The following is a 21155-nucleotide window of genomic DNA, read 5'->3' as shown; positions in this document are numbered from 1 at the left end:
ATTGACAGGATTCAATTCGATGAACTGTTTATATCTACTCAGTTTTTTGTGGAATAATGTTAAAGATTTCATTATTACTCTTCTAGTTGTCTGCGGATTCTTGTAACTTCGCTTTTAGCTATTTAAAAGATTAAAAATGAGATATAAATACTGCCAGATATTGCTTTTCCTTTTTCTTCAAATAGGATTTTCTCAAAACAAAATCAGTCTTTTTTCCGAAATTAATTATAACTCCATTCCTGCCGTATCGTTAAATGATTATAAATCGGTTCAGGAACGCGATACTAAATATCAAAATCCAAATATTGCTTTAGGAATCGGAATTTCGGGTGGAGGTTCGAGAGCACAGTTTTTTAGTATGGGCGTGCTTTTGGGGTTAGAAGAAATACAGGAAAATAATTATCAGCGTAATTTTTTAAATGAAATCGATTATTTCTCTACTGTTTCCGGAGGTTGCTTTTCGGCGGGATATTATTTAACGATTCTCAAAAACAAACTGCATCAGGATAACTGTTCGTTTAACGAATTTTACTTTTCTAAAGCCGATGCGTATAAAGATTATGTAGATAAATCGGCCAATATTTTGTCTTTATTGAATAACAGCAGAAACGAAAAGGGTGATAAAATTTCGATGACGCAGCGCATTGATTCGGATATTTTACAATACGATGCCACAAATCCTGAAAACACAAATAAGTTTGGCTCGCAAATGTTGATGTCGGATTTTTTTGTTCCAAAAGCGAGTAAATCAATTCCGTCTTTGCCCATGTTTGTGGCTAACGGAACAGCTTTTAATAATGGTGAACGCATTCCGTTTATGCCACATATTATTAAAGGTTTAAATCTCAATTCGTCTTTGGCGCCCAACAAAGCTTCGATCGCATTGAATGAAAATCAAGTTAATGATGGATTCAATTTTCCGGTTACTTATGCCATAACCGCGAGTTCTGCTTTTCCGGGCGTGCTTCCTAAAGTGAAATTTGGAGTTAAAAATCAGGAAAAAATATTGTGCATTGTCGATGGTGGCGCATCAGATAATATGGGATATAAAACCTTGGTAGAACTGCTTCATAACGATACAAAGGTGAGTGATAAAAACAAGAAAGCTTTGTTTATTGATTGCTTGGGACAAGGAAAAAAAGAACCTTATATAAATGATGGTAAAATCAGGTTGATTTCATTATTCGAAACGGCCTCTTTATATACAGTTCAGACGCGATACATGACTTTTGATAAAGATGTCGAAAATACTTTTGAGCGCTATAAAATACCAGTTTCTAACTATCAGATTATTGGCTTTACCACGATTAGAGATCATTTGTTAAAAATGGAGAAAGACCAGGATTATGAAGATTTAGTAATTGAGTTAAAAAACACAAATGATGATTCTGGCAATTGGGTACGACTTTACAGTAATTTTAAAGAAGATCTAATCGCTAAGTTTGGAGAAGAGTCATTTAAAAAAGACAAAGACGGCGAGATTATAATTGCAACTCTTAGTAAAGAGAAATTCAAAAGTTTATCGGCCAGAGAAATTCTGCTTTTATATGAATATGCATCGCACGTTGAAACAAAACTGAGAATTACCCCTCAAGAAAGAGAGGTTTTACTATTGTCCGGACGTTTTGCTGCATATTTAAAAACTAATGAATTGAAAGAGTTGTTGGTAGAAAATAAATAAATTAAGAATTGAGACTTTTTTTATTTTGTTTTTTGGCAAATTTTGTAAGATAATTATATATTTGACTCGGATTAGAGAATTGGAAATAATTGAATTTCAAAATACAAATCAAACCAATGAAAAAGTACTTTTTGATAAGTGGGTTACTATTGCTTTTAATCTCCTGTAAGAAAAATGAAAACCAGGTTATTGACGAAAAAAATCTGAGTGACACTATAATTGCAGAAAAAAAATCTGATTCAACTGGTATGAAAAATGCGATCGACGGTGTAATTTTTACCAGTACAGACAGTATTAAAGAATCGAAAGAATTAGACTTGCAATTACTGCAAAAAATAGCGCCGCAGTTAAAAATCAACTATTCGGATATAAGGGTTGATAAGACAAGTTCAATGAGCTATAATGATCAAATTGTCTTTTTTGTAATTACTTATGCACAAGCAGTTAATAATAAAGAAAAAGACATTTCGATTGAAAGAAAGTATGTTTTTGCTCGTGAAATAAACGGAAAAATTCTTGCCGAAGAATCAGATCCAGAGCTGAGTCATCTTAAAGACGAAGTAATACAAGCTTCAAAATCTTATATTTTAAAGAATTTAATCCAACTAAATGATCAAACTACCGGAATAGCATTTTATACAGATTTGGGTTCAGGCGGAGGAGTGCAATATTGGCGACGAAAATTTACTATTATCACTTTTACAGATTCGGGCATTAAAAAAGTATTGAATAATTATACTATCGGAAGAGGAAATAGTGAAATGAAAGATGATAATACAGATAAAATAGAAACATTAGAAGCAGGACTTCAGGTTTCAAAAAACAAAACAAATGGTTTTTATGATTTAATAGTTTCAAAAAGCTTTTTGTATGAGGAGTGGAATCGTAATGGAGAAGATGATACTGAAGGTAAAACAAAAGTTAAAAAAGAAACAGAAGTACTGAAATATAACGGGAAAAACTATACGTTTGATGCTGCAGATAAAATGAGATTTCTAAGCAATTTGAATGAATAAAAATAATGCGTAAAAAAATACTACTTGCCTTTTTGTTTTTACCGGTTTTCCTCTCAGCGCAAGTAAAAAAAATGGAGAAAACGGATAATGTTACCCGATATTTTTATGACGATCACATCGTTTCTGTTGAGATTTGGTACGGAGCAGACAAAAAACCGGACAGTACTAAAACGTATTATTCTAATGGAAAGCTAAATGAAGTTTTTTATTTTGATGAAAAAGGATTAAAAGATTCCAATTGTTTTCAATACAATAAGCAAGGCGAAAAATTGGTTACCTGGAATTTCTCGCATGGAAAATTAGTCAGCAGAACTGATCATAAATTGCCTTTTAATAAAGACAGAGAAGAAACAGTCAAAAAAGCACTCAAATTACTTACCGAAATCAATGTCAAAACGAATTATAATCCCACAAGGATTCTTGATTTGTACAATCGTGGAGTTTTGCGCATTAGCCTTGGCAATAACTCATTGGCACTCGATGATTTAAAAAAAGTAGAATATACTATAGATCGAGATCCTAAAAACAAGAATATTGTCCTGACTGATTCTTTACAGAAAAAACAGAATTTATTTAAAAGCAAGCTTTACGATCGATTGGCAAGTATTTATGGATCGTACGAAATGGACAATTTTGCCTTTCATTATTATTACAAGGCTATAAAAAATGCACCAGATGACTTGCGCATTTTATACAATTTTGCGGCTTTATTACAACGTCGAAAATCAAATGATTTGGCGCGCTATTATTTAGAGAAAATCGTAGCCGAAAAACCCAATCATGCGCACGCCAGATGGGGACTTGCACGATTGTACAGTGATTTGGGCGAATACGAAAAAGCGATGGAGAATATTACCGAAGCTTTTAAATCGGAAAAGGCAATTATAGAGCGAACTGCCGGTTACGGAGGCAGAGATTTGAGAACGACACGCGGATTAATATATCATAAATTAGGAGAATCTGATAAAGGAATCGCCGATTTGAAAGAAGCCTTAGAAATGGATAAAAACAATTCGTATGCGATGAAAAATCTCGGAATCATTTATCTGGATCAGCATAAATACAAAGAAGCCTGCGAATTGTTCCGTAAAGCAGATGAACTCAAGTATGCGTTAGTTTATGATGAAGTCGATTTAGCCTCGTTACTTGAAAGTGCCTGCAATAGCGTTCAGCCTGAAGTTGTGGAAAATAAAAAGCCGTTTGTTTTTCCTAATCCGGCAACGGCTGTGATTGCAATTGAAAATCTTGATTCAGCCAATTTTGATTACGAGGTTTTTAATTTCGAATCGGTTTCGGTTTTAAAAGGAAAAAGCACAGATGGAAAAATTGACATTTCCAGTTTATCTTCGGGTTTCTACGTACTAAAAGTTTCGACAGCCAATTCATTAGAAACTTTTAAGATGATTAAAGAATAAAAGAAAATAAAGCTCCGGAGGACCATCATATTTATAGAAAATTGTATTGATTTTGTGTTTAAGCTCCATCGGAGCGGTATATTGATGCGCCAAGGATTTCGCCCCGCCGGGGTTTAATTTCGTTTAAAAGTTCTTTGTGTATCTCTGCGTAATCTTCTTGAATCTTCGTGTATTAACCCCGAAACAACTTTAGAGTCAACTTTGTCTTAATCTTAGCAAACATTTCCTTAAATTTGCTTCCGTTATAAAAAAATACAATAGTTATAAAAATCAAGCTATGTTACAAATCGCATTTATTAGAGAGAATCAAGAGAAAGTAATCAAGGCTTTAGCAAAACGAAATATCGATGCTAAAAGCGTTGTTGAAGAGGTCGTGCAATTAGACGAAAACCGTCGTGCTACACAAGTAGAATTAGACAACACTTTATCTGAATCTAATAAATTATCCAAAGATATTGGAGAATTAATGAAAGCGGGAGAGAAGTCAAAAGCTGCAATCTTAAAAGAAAAAACGGTTTCATTAAAAGAAAAAAGTAAAGAGTTAGGCGAAAAAGCAGAAGCTTTGGCTGCCGAATTGACCAATAAATTATACACATTACCAAATCTTCCTGCTGATATTGTTCCTGAAGGAAAAACTCCAGATGACAATTTGAATGTTTTTCAGGAAGGTGATATTCCGGTTTTGCATGAAGGTGCGCAGCCACACTGGGAATTGGTGAAGAAATATGATATAATCGATTTCGAATTGGGTGTAAAAATTACAGGTGCAGGATTTCCGGTTTACAAAGGAAAAGGAGCTCGTTTGCAACGTGCTTTAATCAATTACTTTTTAGACAAAAATACTGCTGCAGGATATAACGAAGTTCAGGTACCGCATTTGGTAAACGAAGCTTCTGGTTATGGAACAGGACAATTGCCAGACAAAGAAGGGCAAATGTATCACTCAACAATCGATGATTTATATTTGATTCCAACGGCTGAGGTTCCTGTTACGAATTTGTTTCGTGATGTAATTTTAAACGAAAGCGAATTACCAGTTTTACATACCGCTTATACGCCATGTTTCCGTCGTGAAGCAGGTTCTTACGGAGCACATGTTCGTGGATTAAACCGTTTGCACCAATTTGATAAAGTTGAAATTGTACGTGTTGAACATCCTGATAAGTCTTATGAAGCACTTGACGGAATGGTAGAACATGTAAAAGAAATTTTGAAAGAATTGAAATTGCCATATAGAGTTTTACGTTTATGCGGAGGCGATATGGGTTTTACAGCGGCTTTGACGTATGATTTTGAAGTATTTTCTACAGCGCAGGATCGTTGGTTAGAAATTAGTTCAGTTTCTAACTTCGAAACTTTTCAGGCAAATCGTTTGAAATTGCGTTTCAAAGACAAAGACGGAAAAAACCAATTAGCGCACACGCTTAACGGAAGTTCATTGGCTTTACCAAGAGTTTTGGCAGGAATATTAGAAAATTACCAAACGCCGGAAGGAATCGTAATTCCAGAAGTTTTACGTCCTTACTGTGGTTTTGATATTATAAATTAGATTAACTTTTATCGTTCTTAGAGTCAACCTAACAGGTTTTTAAAACCTGTTAGGTTTCTTAATTTTAAATAAGAACTTTAATAAAAATAAAACAAGAGATGAATGGAATTTTAAATTGGAATGTAGATCCGGTTATTTTCATGATAACGGATAGTTTTCCTTTAAAATATTATGGAGCTCTTTTTGCTTGCGGACTTTTACTGGGCTATTATATTGTAAGAGGTATTTACAAAAAAGAGCATCTTTCACTGGATAATCTTGATAGTTTATTGGTTTATGTGATAGTGGGTACAATTTTAGGCGCAAGATTAGGACATTGTTTTTTTTATGAACCTGCTTATTTTTTTAAGCATCCAATTGAAATTCTTTTACCAATTCAGAAGGTAGCTGGAGTTTATAAATTTGTTGGTTATCAAGGATTAGCAAGTCACGGTGGATCAATTGGGGTTTTGATAGCAATGATTTTATATTGCCGAAAATACAAAGTAAAGTTCTTATGGATTCTGGATAAAATGGCAATTGGAGTTCCCGTTACAGGCGCTTTTATCAGATTTGGGAATTTTATGAATTCTGAAATCTACGGAAAACCAACAAATGGGAATTGGGGAATTGTTTTTCAAAGAGACGATATGATTCCCAGACATCCAACACAATTGTACGAAGCATTTGCTTATTTACTGATATTCGGAATTGTGCTTTATCTGTACAAAACAGAAAGATGTAGAAAAGCTGACGGATTTATTTTTGGATGGTTCCTGACTTTGATGTTTGTAGCCAGATTTATAATTGAATTTTTTAAAGAAAATCAAGAAAGTTTCGAGAATGATATGATTATTAATATGGGGCAAATACTAAGTATTCCGTTTATATTAATTGGCGTAATTTTGATAATCTGGAAATCGAAAAAACAGGAGGTGATTTAGTTCTCAGTCTCAGTCGAAGTTTACAGTGAATTGCGTTGAATACTGAGACTGCAAACTGCGACTGAATACTGAAAACCGTGACTGTAAACTGAATACTGAAAAAAGGCTGAAATATGAAAAACATCTTTATTTATATCGTTTTATTATGGTCCACTCTTTCATTTGCTCAAAATGATCAGCTCGCTCAATATTACTATGATAAAGGTGATTTTGAAAAAGCCAAAATCAGTTACGAAGAACTACTAAATGGTTCTCCATCTAATACACAATACTTCTTAAGAACGGTCGATTGTTATCAGCAATTACAAAAATTTGATATTGCAGAAAAAGCGATACAGGATCGTTACAACAAATACAAGCAAGGTGTTTTTTTAGTTGAATTGGGATATAATTTTCAATTGCAAAAAAATGATGCTAAAGCTAAAAGTTACTACGAGCAAGCAATCGAAAAAATTAAAACGAATCCCAATGATGTTTATGGAATCGGTAATTCTTTCGAGAAAAAAGTGTTGTTAGAATATGCATTAAAAGCGTATCAAACAGCGATGCAGATTCAGCCCAATTACAATTTTAATTTTCAAATAGGAATGTTGTACGGACAGTTAGGAAAGACAGATCAAATGATTGATCTTTTATTAACAGAATCGTATCAAAATCCGCAGAACGCTAATTTAATTCAATCACAATTGGCTCGTTTCATGAATGGTGAAACGGATAATACTGCTTTTAAAGATGCCATGCGTAAAGCTTTGATTTTAAGAACTCAAAAAGATCAGGACGTTTTCTGGAATCATTATTTGAGTTGGTTTTATGTACAGCAAAAAGAATTTGGAAAAGCCTTTATTCAGGAAAAAGCAATTTACAAACGCGAACCGGAATCGTTGATGAGTATTGTCAATCTGAGTCAGTTTGCCATGAATGAAGATGATACAGATACTGCAGAGGAAATCCTTAATTTTATACTTCAAAACACTAAAGATTTGGACTTATTGGTTCAGACCAATTCGTATTTAATGCAAATTAAAATCGATAAAGCACAGGAAAAAGACTATCCAAATATCACTGCAGAGTTACAACAATTGCTTACTACCTATGAAATAACTCCTTTTACCTTATCTTTGCAAATAATTCAGGCACATTTCCTGGCTTTTAATCTCAAAAAGACTGAAGAAGCTAAGGCAATTATTAAAAAAGCGCTCGAGTTAAACCTGAATGATTATCAGGAAGCAGATGCAAAAATGGAGTTAGCAGACATCTTGCTTTTAGAAGAAAAGTACAATCAGGCATTAATTTATTATTCACAGATTCAGTTGAATTTAAAGAATGATGTAATGGCGCATGAAGCCAGTTTAAAAGCAGCGAAAACAAGTTATTATAAAGGTGATTTTGAGTGGGCTTTAAAACAGTTTAAAGAGCTGAAAGCGGCAAGTACACAGTTAATTGCCAACGATGCTTTAGAATATTTTTTATTGATAAATGACAATACAGTTGCCGATTCGACGCAAACAGCGTTGAAGCAGTTTGCAAAAGGTGATTTTTTAATTTATCAGAATAAAAAACAAGAAGCAATCAATCAGTTTCTTAGTATTTTGAAAACCTATAAAGGGCAGGAAATCGAAGCTGTAACATTGTTGCGTTTAGGGAAAATTTATGAAAGTTTAAAAGATTTTAATTCGGCTTTAAGCCAATATCAACAAATCATAGACAATCATAACACTGGGATTTATATCGATGAAGCGCTGTTTTTTTCGGCAGAAATTTACAACGACGAATTGCACGATATCGAAAAGGCGAAGCCATTATATGAGAAGGTAATTTTTAATCATCAAGACAGTATTTACTTTGTTGATGCCAGAAAAAAATACCGAGAGTTAAGAGGAGACAAGAATTTATAAAAATAGATCGTTAGATTATTAGACTACTTAGATTTTTAGACTTTTCTGAAATCTAAGTAGTCTAGTGTCTAAGAAGTCTAAAATCTAGAGAAAAATGATTATTTACAACGTTACAACCAATATACACGAAAGCGTTAAAGACCAATGGCTAAAGTGGATGCAGGAAAAACATATACCGGAAATTTTGGCGACACAAAAGTTTTCTTCGGCAAGAATCGTAAGAGTTATGATTGAAGAGGAAATGGGAGGTATTACTTATTCTGTTCAATATGTTACGGACAGCAAAGAAACTTTAGAAAGATATTATATTGAAGATGAACCAAAATTTCATCAGGAAGCTTTAGGATTATTTGCAGATAAACTACTTTCTTTTAGAACAGAGTTAGAGTTGATTTCGGAACATTAAAAGAGATTTATAGATCATTAGACTTCTTAGGTTTTTAGACTAACTAAAAATCTAATAATCTAAGAAGTCTAGAAGTCTAACAATCTAAAAAAGAAAATGGAAAAAGTAAAAGCCAAAAAACATTTAGGACAACACTTCCTGAAAGATGAAAGCATCGCAAAAGCAATTGCAGATACTTTGAGCTTACAAGGATACGATGAGGTTTTAGAAATAGGACCAGGAATGGGTGTGTTAACTAAATATTTGCTTGACAAACCAATTAATACACACGTAATCGAGATCGATGGCGAATCGGTAGTGTATTTGGGTGAAAATTATCCAAAATTAAAAGATAAAATTATCTCTCAGGATTTCCTGAAATACAATATAAATGAGGTTTATGAGAATAAACAATTCGCTATTATTGGGAATTTTCCATATAATATTTCAACGCAAATCGTTTTTAGAACTTTAGAATTTAAACATCAGATTCCGGAGTTTTCGGGAATGTTTCAAAAAGAAGTTGCTGAGCGTATTTGCGAGAAAAAAGGATCAAAAGCTTACGGAATCTTGTCCGTATTAGCACAAGCTTTCTATGATACGGAGTATTTATTTACTGTTGACGAAAATGTTTTTATTCCTCCGCCCAAGGTCAAGTCGGGTGTGATGAAAATGACCCGAAAGGAAGATTATAGCCTTCCTTGCTCTGAAAAATTGTTTTTTACGGTTGTAAAAACGGCTTTTCAGCAAAGACGAAAAACATTACGTAACAGTTTGAAAACATTAAATTTATCAGATGACCTGCGATTAGACACTATCTTTGATAAACGTCCTGAGCAGTTAAGCGTAGACGAATTTATTGTTTTGACTCAAAAAATAGAAGCCGATGGAGTTTAAAATCAGCAAAGAGCTAATTAAAAAAATAGCTCAACTCATTCAAGCTAAAAACAATACAGAGCTAGAAATTTTGTTGAATGACATGCATCACGCCGATTTCGCTGAAATTCTTGATGAAATTGACATTGATGAAGCTACTTATATATTTAAAGTTTTAGATAGCGAGAAAACAGCTGAAATTCTTCTGGAATTAGAAGATGATTTACGTGAAAAAATCTTAAGCCGACTTTCGCCTAAAGAAATCGCCGAAGAGCTGGATGAGCTTGAAACCAATGATGCGGCAGATATTATTGGTGAACTTTCAAAAGACAGAAAAGCTGAAGTAATCTCAGAATTGCAGGACGTTGAACACGCAAAAGGAATCGTTGATTTATTGCGTTACGACGAAGATACTGCCGGAGGTATCATGCACAAAGAGTTGGTGAAAGTTAACGAAAACTGGAACGTATTAACTTGTGTGAAAGAAATGCGCATTCAGGCCGAAAACGTTTCAAGAGTACATTCTATTTATGTTGTTGATGATGAGAATAGGCTTAAAGGCAGATTGTCACTTAAAGATTTATTGACAACATCGACCAAAACACAAATTTCAGACATTTATATCAGAAAATTATATTCGGTAAATGTTGAAACTCCAGACGTTGAGGTAGCCCGAATGATGGACAAATACGATTTGGAAGCTATTCCGGTTGTTGATGAACTTGGTCGTTTAGTAGGCCGCATTACAATTGATGATATTATTGATGTCATAAAAGACGAAATAGAAAAAAGAGATACCGAAGATATTCAGAAATTCGGGGGACTTGAAGCGTTAGAATTACCATACGTTCAAACGCGTCTTGGCGAAATGGTTAAAAAAAGAGCAACTTGGCTTGTTGTTTTATTTATTGGAGAAATGTTCACCGCTTCGGCAATGGGATTTTTCGAAGGTGAAATAGAGAAAGCTGTAGTTTTAGCTTTATTTGTTCCGCTTATTATTTCGAGTGGTGGAAATTCAGGCTCGCAAGCAGCAACGCTAATAATTCGTGCTATGGCATTGAAAGAGTTAACGCTGAAAGATTGGTGGTATGTAATGAAAAAAGAAATTGCATCAGGATTTTTGCTTGGGGCAATTTTAGGAATTGTTGGTTTTATCAGAATTATGGTTTGGCAACAAACCGGACTTTACGAATATGGAGAACATTGGCTGGCGATTGGAGCAACAGTTTCTCTTTCGTTAGTGTTTATTGTTTTGTGGGGAACACTTTCAGGATCAATGATACCATTTTTATTGAAAAGACTTAAACTGGATCCCGCGACTTCATCGGCGCCATTTGTTGCAACTTTAGTTGATGTAACAGGATTAGTAATCTATTTTACAATCGCTTCTTTGTTATTAAAAGGGAAACTGTTGTAAGTATAAAATAGATCTGGTAAATATTGTAGCAGGTTTGTTTATTATTGCAGCAAATAATGATTTTTGAATAGCCAAAATGATTATAGGTTCTAGATTTTTGCCACAAATTGATAGATTACAGTGATTTAAAATTTGTAAAATCTGCGTAATTTACATGCCGAAAAAAGGGCTATTAACCAGCCAAAAATAAATCAAAAAACCGACTAAGAATGAAAGTACATATAATAGGAGGAGGGAATCTAGGGGTTTCTATTGCTTTGGGAATTGCAAAATTCTCAAAAAACAACCAAGTCACCGTTACAAGAAGAAATACAGCCAGTATTCAATATTTATCAGAGTACGGAATCACAGTTTCATCTGATAATAAACATAACATTCAAGAAGCAGATGTAGTGGTTTTAACTATAAAACCATATCAGGTTGATGTTGTTCTGGCAGAAATTTTACCAGTAATTAAAGGAAAAACAATTGCTTCGGCAGTAAGCGGATTGTCTTTGGATATCTTGCAATCAAAAACTAATAACGAATATCCGGTAGTTAGAATTATGCCAAATATTGCGGCACAATTTGGCGAATCAGCAACTTGTATTTCTTTCCCTGAAAAAGACAGAGAAAAAGCATTGCCAATTGTTGACCTATTTCAGGATTTAGGAACGGCTCCAATTATCGACGAAAAATTAATGGACGCTGCAACTGTTCTTGGTGCGTGCGGAACTGCATATGCTTTAAGGTATATTCGTGCTTCAATGCAAGCAGGAATCGAAATTGGTTTTGATTCTCAAACGGCTTTAGCAATCGCTGCGCAAACCGTAAAAGGAGCTGCAAAAATGTTGCTAGAGGAAAAAGTGCATCCGGAACAATTAATCGATCGTGTAACGACGCCTCAAGGCTGTACAATTGTTGGTTTAAATGAAATGGAACACAATGGTTTCAGCTCGTCTTTAATAAAAGGAATCAAGACTTCTTTGAAACAGATTAAAGGATAGTTTTTTAGAAAATACAAATATTTAAAATCCCAAATTCCACTTTTATTAAGTTGGAGTTTGGGATTTTTTAGTGGTTGCTAAACCCGACAGGTTTTTAAAACCTGTCGGGTTTGTTGTTTTAAAGAAAAATAAACGTTAAGCTATTTTTTTTTCGTCAAAATATACTTCAAATAAATAAAACCAAAAAGACCAGAAAGAATTGATGCAATTAAAATCGCAATTTTAGAGAAAACAATGGTTTCCGGATCATGAAAAGCCAAAATAGTAATGAAAATAGACATCGTAAAACCAATTCCACCCAACATTCCTGCGCCTAATATATGAGCCCATTTTAAGCTTTTTGGTAAAGAACAAAATCCCGCACTAACTCCAATCGCAGAAAAAAGTATGATTCCTAAAGGTTTACCTATAACCAAACCTAATATAATTCCTAAAGTATTACTATGAGAAAGACCTTCATGCCAGTCTGATTCGATAGCAATACAAGTATTGGCAATAGCAAACAGAGGTAAAATAAAGAAAGCAACGGGTTTATGTAAAAAGTGCTGCAATTTATACGAACTTGTGTTTTTACCGCCATCTCCAAACGGAATTACAAATGCTAAAATAACGCCAGTTATCGTAGCATGCACGCCAGAGTTAAGCATGAAGTACCACATCGCAACGCCTCCAATTAAATACGGAATCAAATTGTGAATCTTCATTCGATTTAAAACAAATAAGAATGCCCAAATACCTAAAGCAATGGCAAGATTTACAAACGCAATTGAGGTGGTGTAAAATATAGCAATAACGATAATAGCTCCTAGATCATCGATAACGGCTAATGCTGTTAAGAAAACCTTTAACGATGCTGGAACCTTATTTCCTAAAAGAGATAAAATTCCAATTGCAAACGCAATATCAGTCGCCATAGGAATTCCTGCTCCGTTTTGTGTTGCGGTTCCAAAGTTTAAAGCCAGGAAAATAGCGGCAGGAACCAGCATTCCGCCAAAAGCTGCCATAATTGGTAGAGAAGCATTTTTTATACTTGATAATTCACCATGATAAATTTCGCGTTCTAATTCTAACCCAATTAATAAAAAGAAGATGGCCATTAATCCATCATTAATCCAGTGCGTGATAGAATGCCCGTTAAAATCCTTTTCCCAAAACGCGATATATTCGGTTTGGAATGAGGAATTTGCAAGGTACATTGAGATAATTGTAACAAAGAGTAAAAGTAATCCTCCTGATTTTTCGTTGTCAAAAAAGGCTTTAAAAGTTTTTGTTAATTTCATATATAAGAAGGATGAGATGATTTAGAAAGAGAGAAATTCATCGGAATTCGATAAATGTTATATTTTCAAAGTTAAAAAAAATATAACCAATAAAAAATTCCCAGTGTTTTGTTTCATTAGAAACTATGAATAATCTCAATTCAAAAATGAAGAATAAGCTGTATTTTTGTCTTTTCATTAGCAAAATAAAACTTTACATATGAATGTCAAAATTTTACATATAGACAGTAATAACCCGATTCTTTGGCAACAATTAGAAGATGCAGGTTTTGAAAACCACGCCGATTTTAAATCTTCTAAAGAAGAAGTAGAAGCTAAAATTCAGGATTATAACGGAATTGTAATTCGAAGCCGTTTTAAAATCGATAAAACCTTTTTAGACAAAGGAACCAATTTACAGTTTATTGCCAGAGTTGGCGCTGGTTTAGAGAGTATCGATTGTGATTATGCTGAAACAAAAGGAATTCATTTAATCGCTGCTCCCGAAGGTAATCGCAACGCTGTTGCAGAACATTCGTTGGGTGTGATTTTATCATTATTCAATAATTTAAATCAGGCCGACGCCGAAATAAGAGCCGGACATTGGAATAGAGAAAGTAATCGTGGTCATGAATTAGACGGAAAAACGGTAGGAATTATTGGTTATGGTAATATGGGAAAAGCTTTTGCGAAAAAACTTCGTGGTTTTGATGTAGAAGTTTTATTTCATGATATATTAGACAATATTGGAGATGAAAATGCCAAACAAGTTTCGTTAAAAGAATTACAGCAGAAAGCCGATGTTTTGAGTTTACACCTTCCGTGGACTCCGGAAACGGATAAAATGGTTAATGCTGGTTTTATTAACGCATTTGCAAAGCCATTTTGGATCATAAATACTTCGCGTGGTAAAAATATCGTTACAGCAGATTTAGTTGAAGCGATGAAGTCAAAAAAGGTTTTGGGTGCTGGTTTAGATGTTTTGGAGTATGAAAAATTATCTTTCGAAACATTGTTTCAGGATAAAAATACTCCCGAAGCTTTTCAGTATTTGTTGCAAGCTAAAAATGTTTTACTAACTCCTCATATTGCCGGTTGGACTTTTGAAAGTCATGAACGCTTAGCACAGGTTATTGTAGATAAAATTAAGAGGGTTTATAAAAAGTAAATTGTTTAAAACCGAGTCTGGATGATTTTGTGGTTTTAGAATTAAATAACGAGTTTTTTCTGTAGAATTTTAATACTATAATTAGTTTTTAATATTAATTTTTAATAATATTGTTTCTAAATAAGGAGTGACCGAAAATCCCAAAGAGTAGGAATTAACCAATTAATTTTAAGTAATAAAAAATGGAAAACAATTTTCAAGAGACATCTAATAAATTTAATGAACCAATTCCGGTATTTAAAGTGGATCCGATTATGGTATTGCTTTTTGGGTTTTTAACTTGCGGATTATATTTAATTTATTGGAATATTAAAGTGGCGGAAGTTTTTAATGCCGTGGCAAAAAAAGAAGTTATCTCGCAACCTATTGCAATTTTTGCAGGATGTTGTATGCCGGTAAATATTTATTTTTATTATTTGGCAGGTAAAGAAGCATTGCCTAAAGTTTATGAAAGAACAGGTGAACTTCAAAAAGATCAGTCAACTTTATTAATTGTTTTAGGATTCTTTTTTCCTTTTGCAGCAGCAATGATCGTACAAGGTGATATCAACAGATTATACAAATAATAGTAAAACAAAGCGTAAAATTTACGGGATTATCGGTGCAGCAATTACACTGATAATTCCGTTTTTTTTAATGCTTAACAATCACAATGACCATTTAGAAACAGATCAATCGTTTTGTCCTTTTAAAATGGTAACTGGTTTTCCTTGTCCGGGTTGTGGTATAACCAAGTCATTGGTATATTTTTATCAGGGTGATATATATAAGTCTGTTAGTTATCATATTTTAGGCCCCTTTGTTATTTTGTTTTGTTGGCTTACCATCATTATCCTGACAACAGAAATTATTACTAAAAAAGAATATTTTAATGGTCTTTTATACAATAGAAAACTGGCGTATAATATGGCTTATTTTTTAGCTTTTTATCATATAATTAGATTGGTTCTCTTTGTCAAAAACAATTCTTTTGATGATATATTACATCAATCAATTTGGTTTTAAAAATTAATAAAACCGCTATTTTTCCTTTTAGCAGGAGATTCCTTTTCGTATTAAAGCAATAATTTATTTCAGATTAGATATATAAATTTAAAATTAACAATATGGAAAACACAAAACATGAAGCGTGGAATAACCCACAAGGAACCGCGCCAGAGAATAAAAAAGTAGTAGCCGGAATTCTGGCAATTCTATTAGGTGCATTAGGAATTCATAAGTTTTATCTTGGATACACTAAAGAAGGTGTTATTCAGCTTATTTTGGGATTTGTGTTTGGAATTGGTGGTGTAATAGGGATAATAGAAGGAGTTTTGTATTTAACTAAAACCGATGAAGAGTTTTATCAAACTTATCAGGTTGGTTATAAAGGCTGGTTTTAAAGAAAAACAGATTATCGCATAAAAAATCCCATTTACTTTTAAAGCAAATGGGATTTTTTAATTTCTATAGTAAAAAAGATAGGCTTAATCTTCTTTCTCAGATAATTTACGTTCTAATTCTATTTGAAACTCCTCAATAACGGGTTTCATTGTGCTCTCCGGAATATCTGCGATTCTAATGTACATTAAACCATCTACTGCATTATTAAATAAAGGATCGACGTTAAAAGCCACAACACGTGCATTTTGTTTGATGTATTTTTTGATTAAAACCGGTAAGCGTAAATTTCCTGGTTCTAACTCGTCAATAATTTTGTCAAATTTATTTAAGTCAGATTCAGCTTCATCGAAGATAAAATCTTTATCAGCGTCTTTCAGTTTTACTTTATATGCTTTTTTCGGGTGAATATATTGTGCAATATAAGGATCGTAATAATTCGATTTCATAAACTCAATCATCAATGATTTCGAAAAATCAGAAAATTGGTTACTGATACTTACACCGCCTAATAAATATTTATGCTCAGGATAACGTAAAGTTGTGTGAATAATACCTTTCCATAATAAGAATAAAGGCATTGGTTTTTGCTGGTACTCTTTAATGATAAAAGCACGGCCCATTTCGATTGATTTATGCATCATATCATGCAATTCTGGTTCGAATCTGAAAAGATCATTCAAATAGAAACCTTCGATTCCGTATTTAGGGTAAATTTCTGAACCCAGTCCCATACGGTATGCACCTGCAATTTTCTTAGTTTCTTCATCCCATAGAAACATATGGTGATAATATTGATCGAATTTATCTAAGTCGATAGATTCATTTGTTCCTTCGCCTACTTCACGGAAAGTAATTTCGCGTAAACGACCAATTTCGTGTAAAATATTTGGGATTGTTTTTGCTCTTGCAAAAAATACTTCATAGTTTTTACTTTGTAATAAGCGGCAGTCACTATTTCTTAACGCGTTTACTTCGTCAATCATTTTTGATTCACTTGCAGGCGTTACGATTTTTTTTGGAGCTTTCGGAATTTTTAAACTTGCTGTATCTAATAATTTGCTGTCCTTTTCAAAAGGATTGGCAAGCATATACGTTTTCTTTCTTAAAAATTCTGAATATTCTTCAAACGATTCAATTTCGTTTTGTTCGTTTACAGAAATTGGTTTTCCAATACGAACTTTAATTACACGATCTTTCTGAGTAAGTAATTCTGATGGTAATTTTGCAGTACGCAGCGTGTCATCGATTTTAGAAAGCCAATAAAATAATCGGCTGTTTTTTGCATGAAAATAAATCGGTACAACAGGAACTTTTGCTTTTCTGATTAGCTTTAAAGCACCTTCTTCCCACGGTTTGTCCACAACTAATTTACCATCTTTATAAGTCGAAACTTCTCCGGCAGGGAAAATTCCAAGCGGTTTTCCATCACTTAAATGACGCAAAGTTTCCTTGATTCCAACCACGCTCGATTTAGCATCCTTATGGTTCTCAAAAGGATTAACAGGCATGATGTATTTTTTAAGCGGAACAATTCGGTGTAATAAAAAATTGGCGATGATTTTGAAATTTGGTTCTCTTTCAAGCATTAATTTCAAAAGTAAAATACCATCAATTCCTCCAAGCGGATGATTTGAAATGGTAATATAGGCGCCGTCTTTAGGTAAACGTTTTAAATCTTCTTCAGGAATTTCAAATTTGATTTCCATCTCATCTAAAATCCCGTTTAAAAACGCAACATCCTCTAAATGTTTATTATGATCGTAAATTTTATTAAGGGTAGAGATCTTAAGAACCTTCATAAGAATCCAGCCTGAAAAAGTACCAAATACTCCGTACTTATCAACATTTATTGCTTTTGCAACTTCTTTCGCGGTAACTAAACCCATGTACTATTTTTAATTTATTAGAGCAGCGAACAAAGATAACAAAAAACTCTACTTTTCGCCGTTTCAAACACAAACTTTCCACTTTTTTATTACATTTGAAATCCTAAAAAATCACTGATGAAAATTATTTCTTATAATGTAAACGGAATACGTGCCGCAATAACTAAAGGTTTTATCGAATGGCTGCAACATGCAAATCCAGATGTAATTTGCCTTCAGGAAATAAAAGCGACTGAAGAACAAATTCCTGTTGATGACATAACGGCTGCGGGCTATCCTTACCAATATTATTATCCGGCAACAAAAAAAGGATATAGCGGTGTGGCTATTTTATCAAAAATAAAACCCAATAATGTGGTTTATGGAACCGGAATTCAGCATATGGATTTTGAAGGTCGTAACCTTCGTGCCGATTTTGATGACTGCTCTGTAATGAGTTTATATCTTCCGTCCGGAACAAATATTGAACGATTGGATCATAAATTTATGTTCATGGACGATTTTCAAAACTATATTAACGAGTTAAAACTAACCATTCCGAATTTGATTATTTGCGGCGATTACAATATTTGTCACGAAGCAATCGATATTCACGATCCTGTTCGTAACAAAACAGTCTCCGGATTTTTACCTGCTGAACGCGCTTGGCTTGATGGATTTATGAAATCTGGTTTTGTTGATAGTTTCCGTCATTTTAATAAAGATCCGCATCATTATTCGTGGTGGAGTTACCGTGCAGGAGCGCGAGGGAATAATAAAGGCTGGCGAATCGATTACAATTTAGTGAGTGATTCATTGCAACACCGATTAAAACGTGCGGTTATTCTTCCAGATGCTGTGCATTCAGACCATTGTCCAGTTTTAGTCGAGATTGAATAAAATTTGGTATTGTTCTTGTTGAAAGAATTGGTGTTTAAGTTTTAAAATTAACATTGTTATTTTATTTTGACATTGTTTGATTATTGATATGCTCTAAATTAAATCTAAAAATTAAAATGATTAAAAAAACTTCCATCGGATTACTGGTTTTAGCTTTGTCTATGACTTCATGTGTGTCCAAGAAAATTTACAACGATCTTGAAACAAAATATTCAGATCTAAAAAAAGAAAATCGTTCCATTGCTGATGAAAATGCCAATTTACAAAAGGCAAAAAATCAATTAGAATTAGATCGTGATGCTTTAACTAAAGATTTAAATAGCACAAAAGACGAATTGGCAAAACAAAAAGCCGATTTAGCTGCAGCTCAAAGTAAGTTTAAGGTTTTACAGGATTCATACAATGCACTTGAAAAAAACAGCAACGATGCATTGGAGAAAAACATGAATAAAAACCGTGAATTGCTGGCACAATTGGAAGCAAAATCTAAAAAATTGGCCGAAGAACAAGCAAGTCTTGACAAAACAGCAAGTCGCTTAAACGAACTTGAGGCAATGATTGCAGCAAAAGAGGCGGCAATGAAAAAGCTAAAAGAAACTTTATCTAAAGCTTTAAACGGTTTTGAAGGTAAAGGTTTGACAGTTGAACAGAAAAATGGAAAAGTATATGTTTCGATGGAAAATAAATTACTTTTTAATTCAGGAAGCTGGGCTGTTGGTACCGAAGGTAGAAAAGCAGTTGTGGAACTGGGGAAAGTTTTAGGTGATAACCCTGATCTTTCAGTTCTTATTGAAGGTCACACAGATGATGATCCGTATGCAGGTTCAGGACCAATTGCAAACAACTGGGATTTATCTACTAAAAGAGCCACAGCAATTGTAAATATTTTGAGTGAAAACACTAAAATCAACAAACAAAAATTAACAGCAGCAGGTCGCAGCGAATTTTCTCCACTTGCAAGTAATGCAACTCCGGAAGGAAAAGCTAAAAACCGTAGAATCGAAATCATCTTAACACCACGATTAGATGAAATTGCTGAAATGCTTAATAGTATAAATTAAGGTTCTGAGGTACTGAGTTGCTAAGGCTCTAAGATTTTGTAAATAAAAAGGCTCAAAGTAAAACTTTGAGCCTTTTTATTTACAGGAAATGAACCTTAGAAACAGAGTGTCTTAGAAATACAGATTCTCAAGAAAATGTTATTATTTTTTTAACTTTTGTCACATTTTCATTTGCTAAATCCCTTTGTATCTTTGAAACTTAATATTCAAAAGGAAAAACTTAGTGCCTTAGAATCTTAGTAACTTAGAACCTCAAAAAGAATGAAATACACAACTTTACCTAATACAGATATAAAAGTTAGTAAAATATGTCTTGGAACGATGACTTTCGGACAACAAAATACAGAAGCTGAAGGGCATCAACAAATGGATTACGCACTTGAAAAAGGTGTAAACTTTTTTGATACAGCCGAAATGTATTCGATTCCGGCAAGTGAGGCAACTTACGGAAGTACAGAAAAAATTATTGGAACCTGGTTTAAGAAATCAGGAAACCGTGAAAAAGTTGTTTTGGCTTCTAAAATTGCCGGGCCAAATGCGAATTTTGGCTATATGCGTGAGAAACTGGATTTCTCGCCTGCAAGTATTAAGCTTGCATTAGAAAACAGTCTAAAACGTCTTCAAACTGATTATATCGATTTGTATCAAATGCATTGGCCAGAGCGAAAAACCAATTATTTTGGGCAACGTGCTTTTGGAGGTTATGATGATGCTTGGGAAGATGATTTTAGAGAAATCTTAGAAACGTTTGACGGATTAATTAAAGAAGGAAAAATTAAACACATTGGTGTTTCTAATGAAAATCCTTGGGGAATGATGCGTCTTTTGGAAGAAAGTAAACATCAGAATCTGCCAAGAATTAAAACAGTTCAAAATCCTTATAATTTATTGAATCGCCTTTTCGAAGTGGGTTCTGCCGAAGTTTCCATGCATGAAAATGTTGGTTTATTGGCGTATTCTCCTTTAGCTTTTGGTATTTTAACCGGAAAGTTTTTAACTGGAGAAGAGCATCCAAATTCAAGAATTAAACTTTTTCCACAATATACACGTTACGCTAGCGAACAATGTACCCAAGCTACAAAATTGTATCAGGAAATCGCTCATAAACACGGATTGACTTTGACGCAATTGGCAATGGGATTTGTATTACAGCAACCTTTTTTGACAAGTGCGATTATTGGGGCAACCACAATGGAACAATTAAAAGAAAATATCGATACAATTGATGTTGTTCTTTCGAAAGAAGTAATAGCTGAAATTAATCACGTTCAGTCAATTATTCCTGATCCGGCGCCTTAAGTAATTATGTGCCGCGGGTTTTAAACTCAATTTTGTTATTTCGACCGAAGGGAGAAATCGAATGATTAACTCTGCAA

19 protein-coding genes are annotated in these 21155 nt (G+C 33.6%); 17 read left to right on the top strand and 2 right to left on the bottom strand.

Annotated features, from left to right (window positions below; genetic code table 11):
* The first annotated feature begins 136 nt into the window (after window positions 1-136).
* From ACHRVZ_RS07445 to proC, 10 genes are all read left to right on the top strand, one after another.
* Complete coding sequence (locus ACHRVZ_RS07445; protein ID WP_395421637.1) at window positions 137-1681, top strand: patatin-like phospholipase family protein; 1545 nt, start codon at window positions 137-139, stop codon at window positions 1679-1681.
* 116 nt (window positions 1682-1797) lie between these two features.
* Window positions 1798-2697, top strand: coding sequence for a hypothetical protein (locus ACHRVZ_RS07440; protein WP_395421636.1), 900 nt, complete (start codon window positions 1798-1800; stop codon window positions 2695-2697).
* A 71-nt stretch (window positions 2698-2768) separates the two neighbouring features.
* Window positions 2769-4112 (top strand): tetratricopeptide repeat protein, encoded by a 1344-nt coding sequence (locus ACHRVZ_RS07435; protein WP_395421634.1) that lies wholly within the window; start codon window positions 2769-2771, stop codon window positions 4110-4112.
* Window positions 4113-4389: 277 nt separating this feature from the next.
* The gene (gene serS / locus ACHRVZ_RS07430) at window positions 4390-5661 is read left to right on the top strand and encodes a serine--tRNA ligase (RefSeq protein ID WP_395421633.1); all 1272 of its coding nucleotides are present in this window, start codon (window positions 4390-4392) and stop codon (window positions 5659-5661) included.
* Between the two features lie 98 nt (window positions 5662-5759).
* Window positions 5760-6584 (top strand): prolipoprotein diacylglyceryl transferase, encoded by an 825-nt coding sequence (lgt, locus tag ACHRVZ_RS07425; protein WP_395421632.1) that lies wholly within the window; start codon window positions 5760-5762, stop codon window positions 6582-6584.
* Between the two features lie 113 nt (window positions 6585-6697).
* Window positions 6698-8479 carry a tetratricopeptide repeat protein gene (locus tag ACHRVZ_RS07420; RefSeq protein ID WP_395421631.1) on the top strand — a complete coding sequence of 594 codons (1782 nt, stop codon included), beginning with the start codon at window positions 6698-6700 and terminating at the stop codon, window positions 8477-8479.
* Between the two features lie 94 nt (window positions 8480-8573).
* Window positions 8574-8885 (top strand): DUF4286 family protein, encoded by a 312-nt coding sequence (locus ACHRVZ_RS07415; protein WP_041520323.1) that lies wholly within the window; start codon window positions 8574-8576, stop codon window positions 8883-8885.
* 96 nt (window positions 8886-8981) lie between these two features.
* The gene (gene rsmA, locus ACHRVZ_RS07410) at window positions 8982-9761 is read left to right on the top strand and encodes a 16S rRNA (adenine(1518)-N(6)/adenine(1519)-N(6))-dimethyltransferase RsmA (protein WP_395421629.1); all 780 of its coding nucleotides are present in this window, start codon (window positions 8982-8984) and stop codon (window positions 9759-9761) included.
* Window positions 9751-11157 carry a magnesium transporter gene (mgtE, locus tag ACHRVZ_RS07405; protein WP_395421627.1) on the top strand — a complete coding sequence of 469 codons (1407 nt, stop codon included), beginning with the start codon at window positions 9751-9753 and terminating at the stop codon, window positions 11155-11157. The genes rsmA and mgtE overlap by 11 nt, the downstream gene beginning before the upstream one ends.
* A 209-nt stretch (window positions 11158-11366) precedes the next feature.
* Window positions 11367-12143, top strand: a complete 777-nt coding sequence (gene proC, locus ACHRVZ_RS07400) for a pyrroline-5-carboxylate reductase (RefSeq protein WP_395421626.1) — start codon at window positions 11367-11369, stop codon at window positions 12141-12143.
* A 140-nt stretch (window positions 12144-12283) separates the two neighbouring features.
* Here proC and nhaA read toward each other — a convergent pair whose 3' ends face one another.
* Window positions 12284-13423 (bottom strand): Na+/H+ antiporter NhaA, encoded by a 1140-nt coding sequence (gene nhaA, locus ACHRVZ_RS07395; protein WP_395421625.1) that lies wholly within the window; start codon window positions 13421-13423, stop codon window positions 12284-12286.
* Window positions 13424-13622: 199 nt separating this feature from the next.
* Here nhaA and ACHRVZ_RS07390 point away from each other — a divergent pair, with 199 nt between their 5' ends.
* From ACHRVZ_RS07390 to ACHRVZ_RS07375, 4 genes are all read left to right on the top strand, one after another.
* Window positions 13623-14570: a 2-hydroxyacid dehydrogenase gene (locus tag ACHRVZ_RS07390; protein WP_395421624.1), complete on the top strand. Its 948-nt coding sequence runs from the start codon at window positions 13623-13625 to the stop codon at window positions 14568-14570.
* Window positions 14571-14752: 182 nt separating this feature from the next.
* Window positions 14753-15136: a DUF4234 domain-containing protein gene (locus ACHRVZ_RS07385; protein WP_395421623.1), complete on the top strand. Its 384-nt coding sequence runs from the start codon at window positions 14753-14755 to the stop codon at window positions 15134-15136.
* Window positions 15111-15575, top strand: coding sequence for a DUF2752 domain-containing protein (locus ACHRVZ_RS07380; RefSeq protein WP_395421622.1), 465 nt, complete (start codon window positions 15111-15113; stop codon window positions 15573-15575). The genes ACHRVZ_RS07385 and ACHRVZ_RS07380 overlap by 26 nt, the downstream gene beginning before the upstream one ends.
* Window positions 15576-15676: 101 nt before the next feature.
* Window positions 15677-15952, top strand: coding sequence for a TM2 domain-containing protein (locus ACHRVZ_RS07375; RefSeq protein ID WP_395421621.1), 276 nt, complete (start codon window positions 15677-15679; stop codon window positions 15950-15952).
* Window positions 15953-16036: 84 nt separating this feature from the next.
* Here ACHRVZ_RS07375 and ACHRVZ_RS07370 read toward each other — a convergent pair whose 3' ends face one another.
* Window positions 16037-17839: a GNAT family N-acyltransferase gene (locus ACHRVZ_RS07370; RefSeq protein WP_395421620.1), complete on the bottom strand. Its 1803-nt coding sequence runs from the start codon at window positions 17837-17839 to the stop codon at window positions 16037-16039.
* Window positions 17840-17956: 117 nt separating this feature from the next.
* Between ACHRVZ_RS07370 and ACHRVZ_RS07365 the strand changes: the two genes are divergently transcribed.
* The 3 genes from ACHRVZ_RS07365 (at window position 17957) to ACHRVZ_RS07355 (ending at window position 21078) form a co-directional block, all read left to right on the top strand.
* The gene (locus ACHRVZ_RS07365) at window positions 17957-18718 is read left to right on the top strand and encodes an exodeoxyribonuclease III (RefSeq protein ID WP_395421619.1); all 762 of its coding nucleotides are present in this window, start codon (window positions 17957-17959) and stop codon (window positions 18716-18718) included.
* A gap of 116 nt (window positions 18719-18834) precedes the next feature.
* On the top strand, window positions 18835-19779 hold the full coding sequence (locus tag ACHRVZ_RS07360) for an OmpA family protein (protein ID WP_395421618.1): 945 nt from the start codon (window positions 18835-18837) through the stop codon (window positions 19777-19779).
* Window positions 19780-20040: 261 nt separating this feature from the next.
* Window positions 20041-21078 carry an aldo/keto reductase gene (locus ACHRVZ_RS07355; RefSeq protein WP_395421617.1) on the top strand — a complete coding sequence of 346 codons (1038 nt, stop codon included), beginning with the start codon at window positions 20041-20043 and terminating at the stop codon, window positions 21076-21078.
* Window positions 21079-21155: the final 77 nt, after the last annotated feature.

This window comes from Flavobacterium sp. FlaQc-57 (assembly GCF_044007395.1).
In the GTDB taxonomy this organism is placed as follows: domain Bacteria; phylum Bacteroidota; class Bacteroidia; order Flavobacteriales; family Flavobacteriaceae; genus Flavobacterium.
The sequence above is the reverse complement of the archived record's forward strand: the minus strand, read 5'-3'. Positions and strand labels throughout refer to the sequence as shown.

Excerpts from the sequence above, each read along its gene's own strand:
- proC (WP_395421626.1), top strand. The coding sequence starts at position 11,367 with ATGAAAGTACATATAATAGGAGGAGGGAATCTAGGGGTTTCTATTGCT.
- ACHRVZ_RS07445 (WP_395421637.1), top strand. The coding sequence starts at position 137 with ATGAGATATAAATACTGCCAGATATTGCTTTTCCTTTTTCTTCAAATA.
- ACHRVZ_RS07420 (WP_395421631.1), top strand. The coding sequence starts at position 6,698 with ATGAAAAACATCTTTATTTATATCGTTTTATTATGGTCCACTCTTTCA.
- ACHRVZ_RS07440 (WP_395421636.1), top strand. The coding sequence starts at position 1,798 with ATGAAAAAGTACTTTTTGATAAGTGGGTTACTATTGCTTTTAATCTCC.
- mgtE (WP_395421627.1), top strand. The coding sequence starts at position 9,751 with ATGGAGTTTAAAATCAGCAAAGAGCTAATTAAAAAAATAGCTCAACTC.
- ACHRVZ_RS07375 (WP_395421621.1), top strand. The coding sequence starts at position 15,677 with ATGGAAAACACAAAACATGAAGCGTGGAATAACCCACAAGGAACCGCG.
- ACHRVZ_RS07360 (WP_395421618.1), top strand. The coding sequence starts at position 18,835 with ATGATTAAAAAAACTTCCATCGGATTACTGGTTTTAGCTTTGTCTATG.
- serS (WP_395421633.1), top strand. The coding sequence starts at position 4,390 with ATGTTACAAATCGCATTTATTAGAGAGAATCAAGAGAAAGTAATCAAG.
- lgt (WP_395421632.1), top strand. The coding sequence starts at position 5,760 with ATGAATGGAATTTTAAATTGGAATGTAGATCCGGTTATTTTCATGATA.
- ACHRVZ_RS07390 (WP_395421624.1), top strand. The coding sequence starts at position 13,623 with ATGAATGTCAAAATTTTACATATAGACAGTAATAACCCGATTCTTTGG.
- ACHRVZ_RS07370 (WP_395421620.1), bottom strand. The coding sequence starts at position 17,839 with ATGGGTTTAGTTACCGCGAAAGAAGTTGCAAAAGCAATAAATGTTGAT.
- ACHRVZ_RS07385 (WP_395421623.1), top strand. The coding sequence starts at position 14,753 with ATGGAAAACAATTTTCAAGAGACATCTAATAAATTTAATGAACCAATT.
- rsmA (WP_395421629.1), top strand. The coding sequence starts at position 8,982 with ATGGAAAAAGTAAAAGCCAAAAAACATTTAGGACAACACTTCCTGAAA.
- nhaA (WP_395421625.1), bottom strand. The coding sequence starts at position 13,423 with ATGAAATTAACAAAAACTTTTAAAGCCTTTTTTGACAACGAAAAATCA.
- ACHRVZ_RS07435 (WP_395421634.1), top strand. The coding sequence starts at position 2,769 with ATGGAGAAAACGGATAATGTTACCCGATATTTTTATGACGATCACATC.
- ACHRVZ_RS07355 (WP_395421617.1), top strand. The coding sequence starts at position 20,041 with ATGAAATACACAACTTTACCTAATACAGATATAAAAGTTAGTAAAATA.
- ACHRVZ_RS07365 (WP_395421619.1), top strand. The coding sequence starts at position 17,957 with ATGAAAATTATTTCTTATAATGTAAACGGAATACGTGCCGCAATAACT.
- ACHRVZ_RS07415 (WP_041520323.1), top strand. The coding sequence starts at position 8,574 with ATGATTATTTACAACGTTACAACCAATATACACGAAAGCGTTAAAGAC.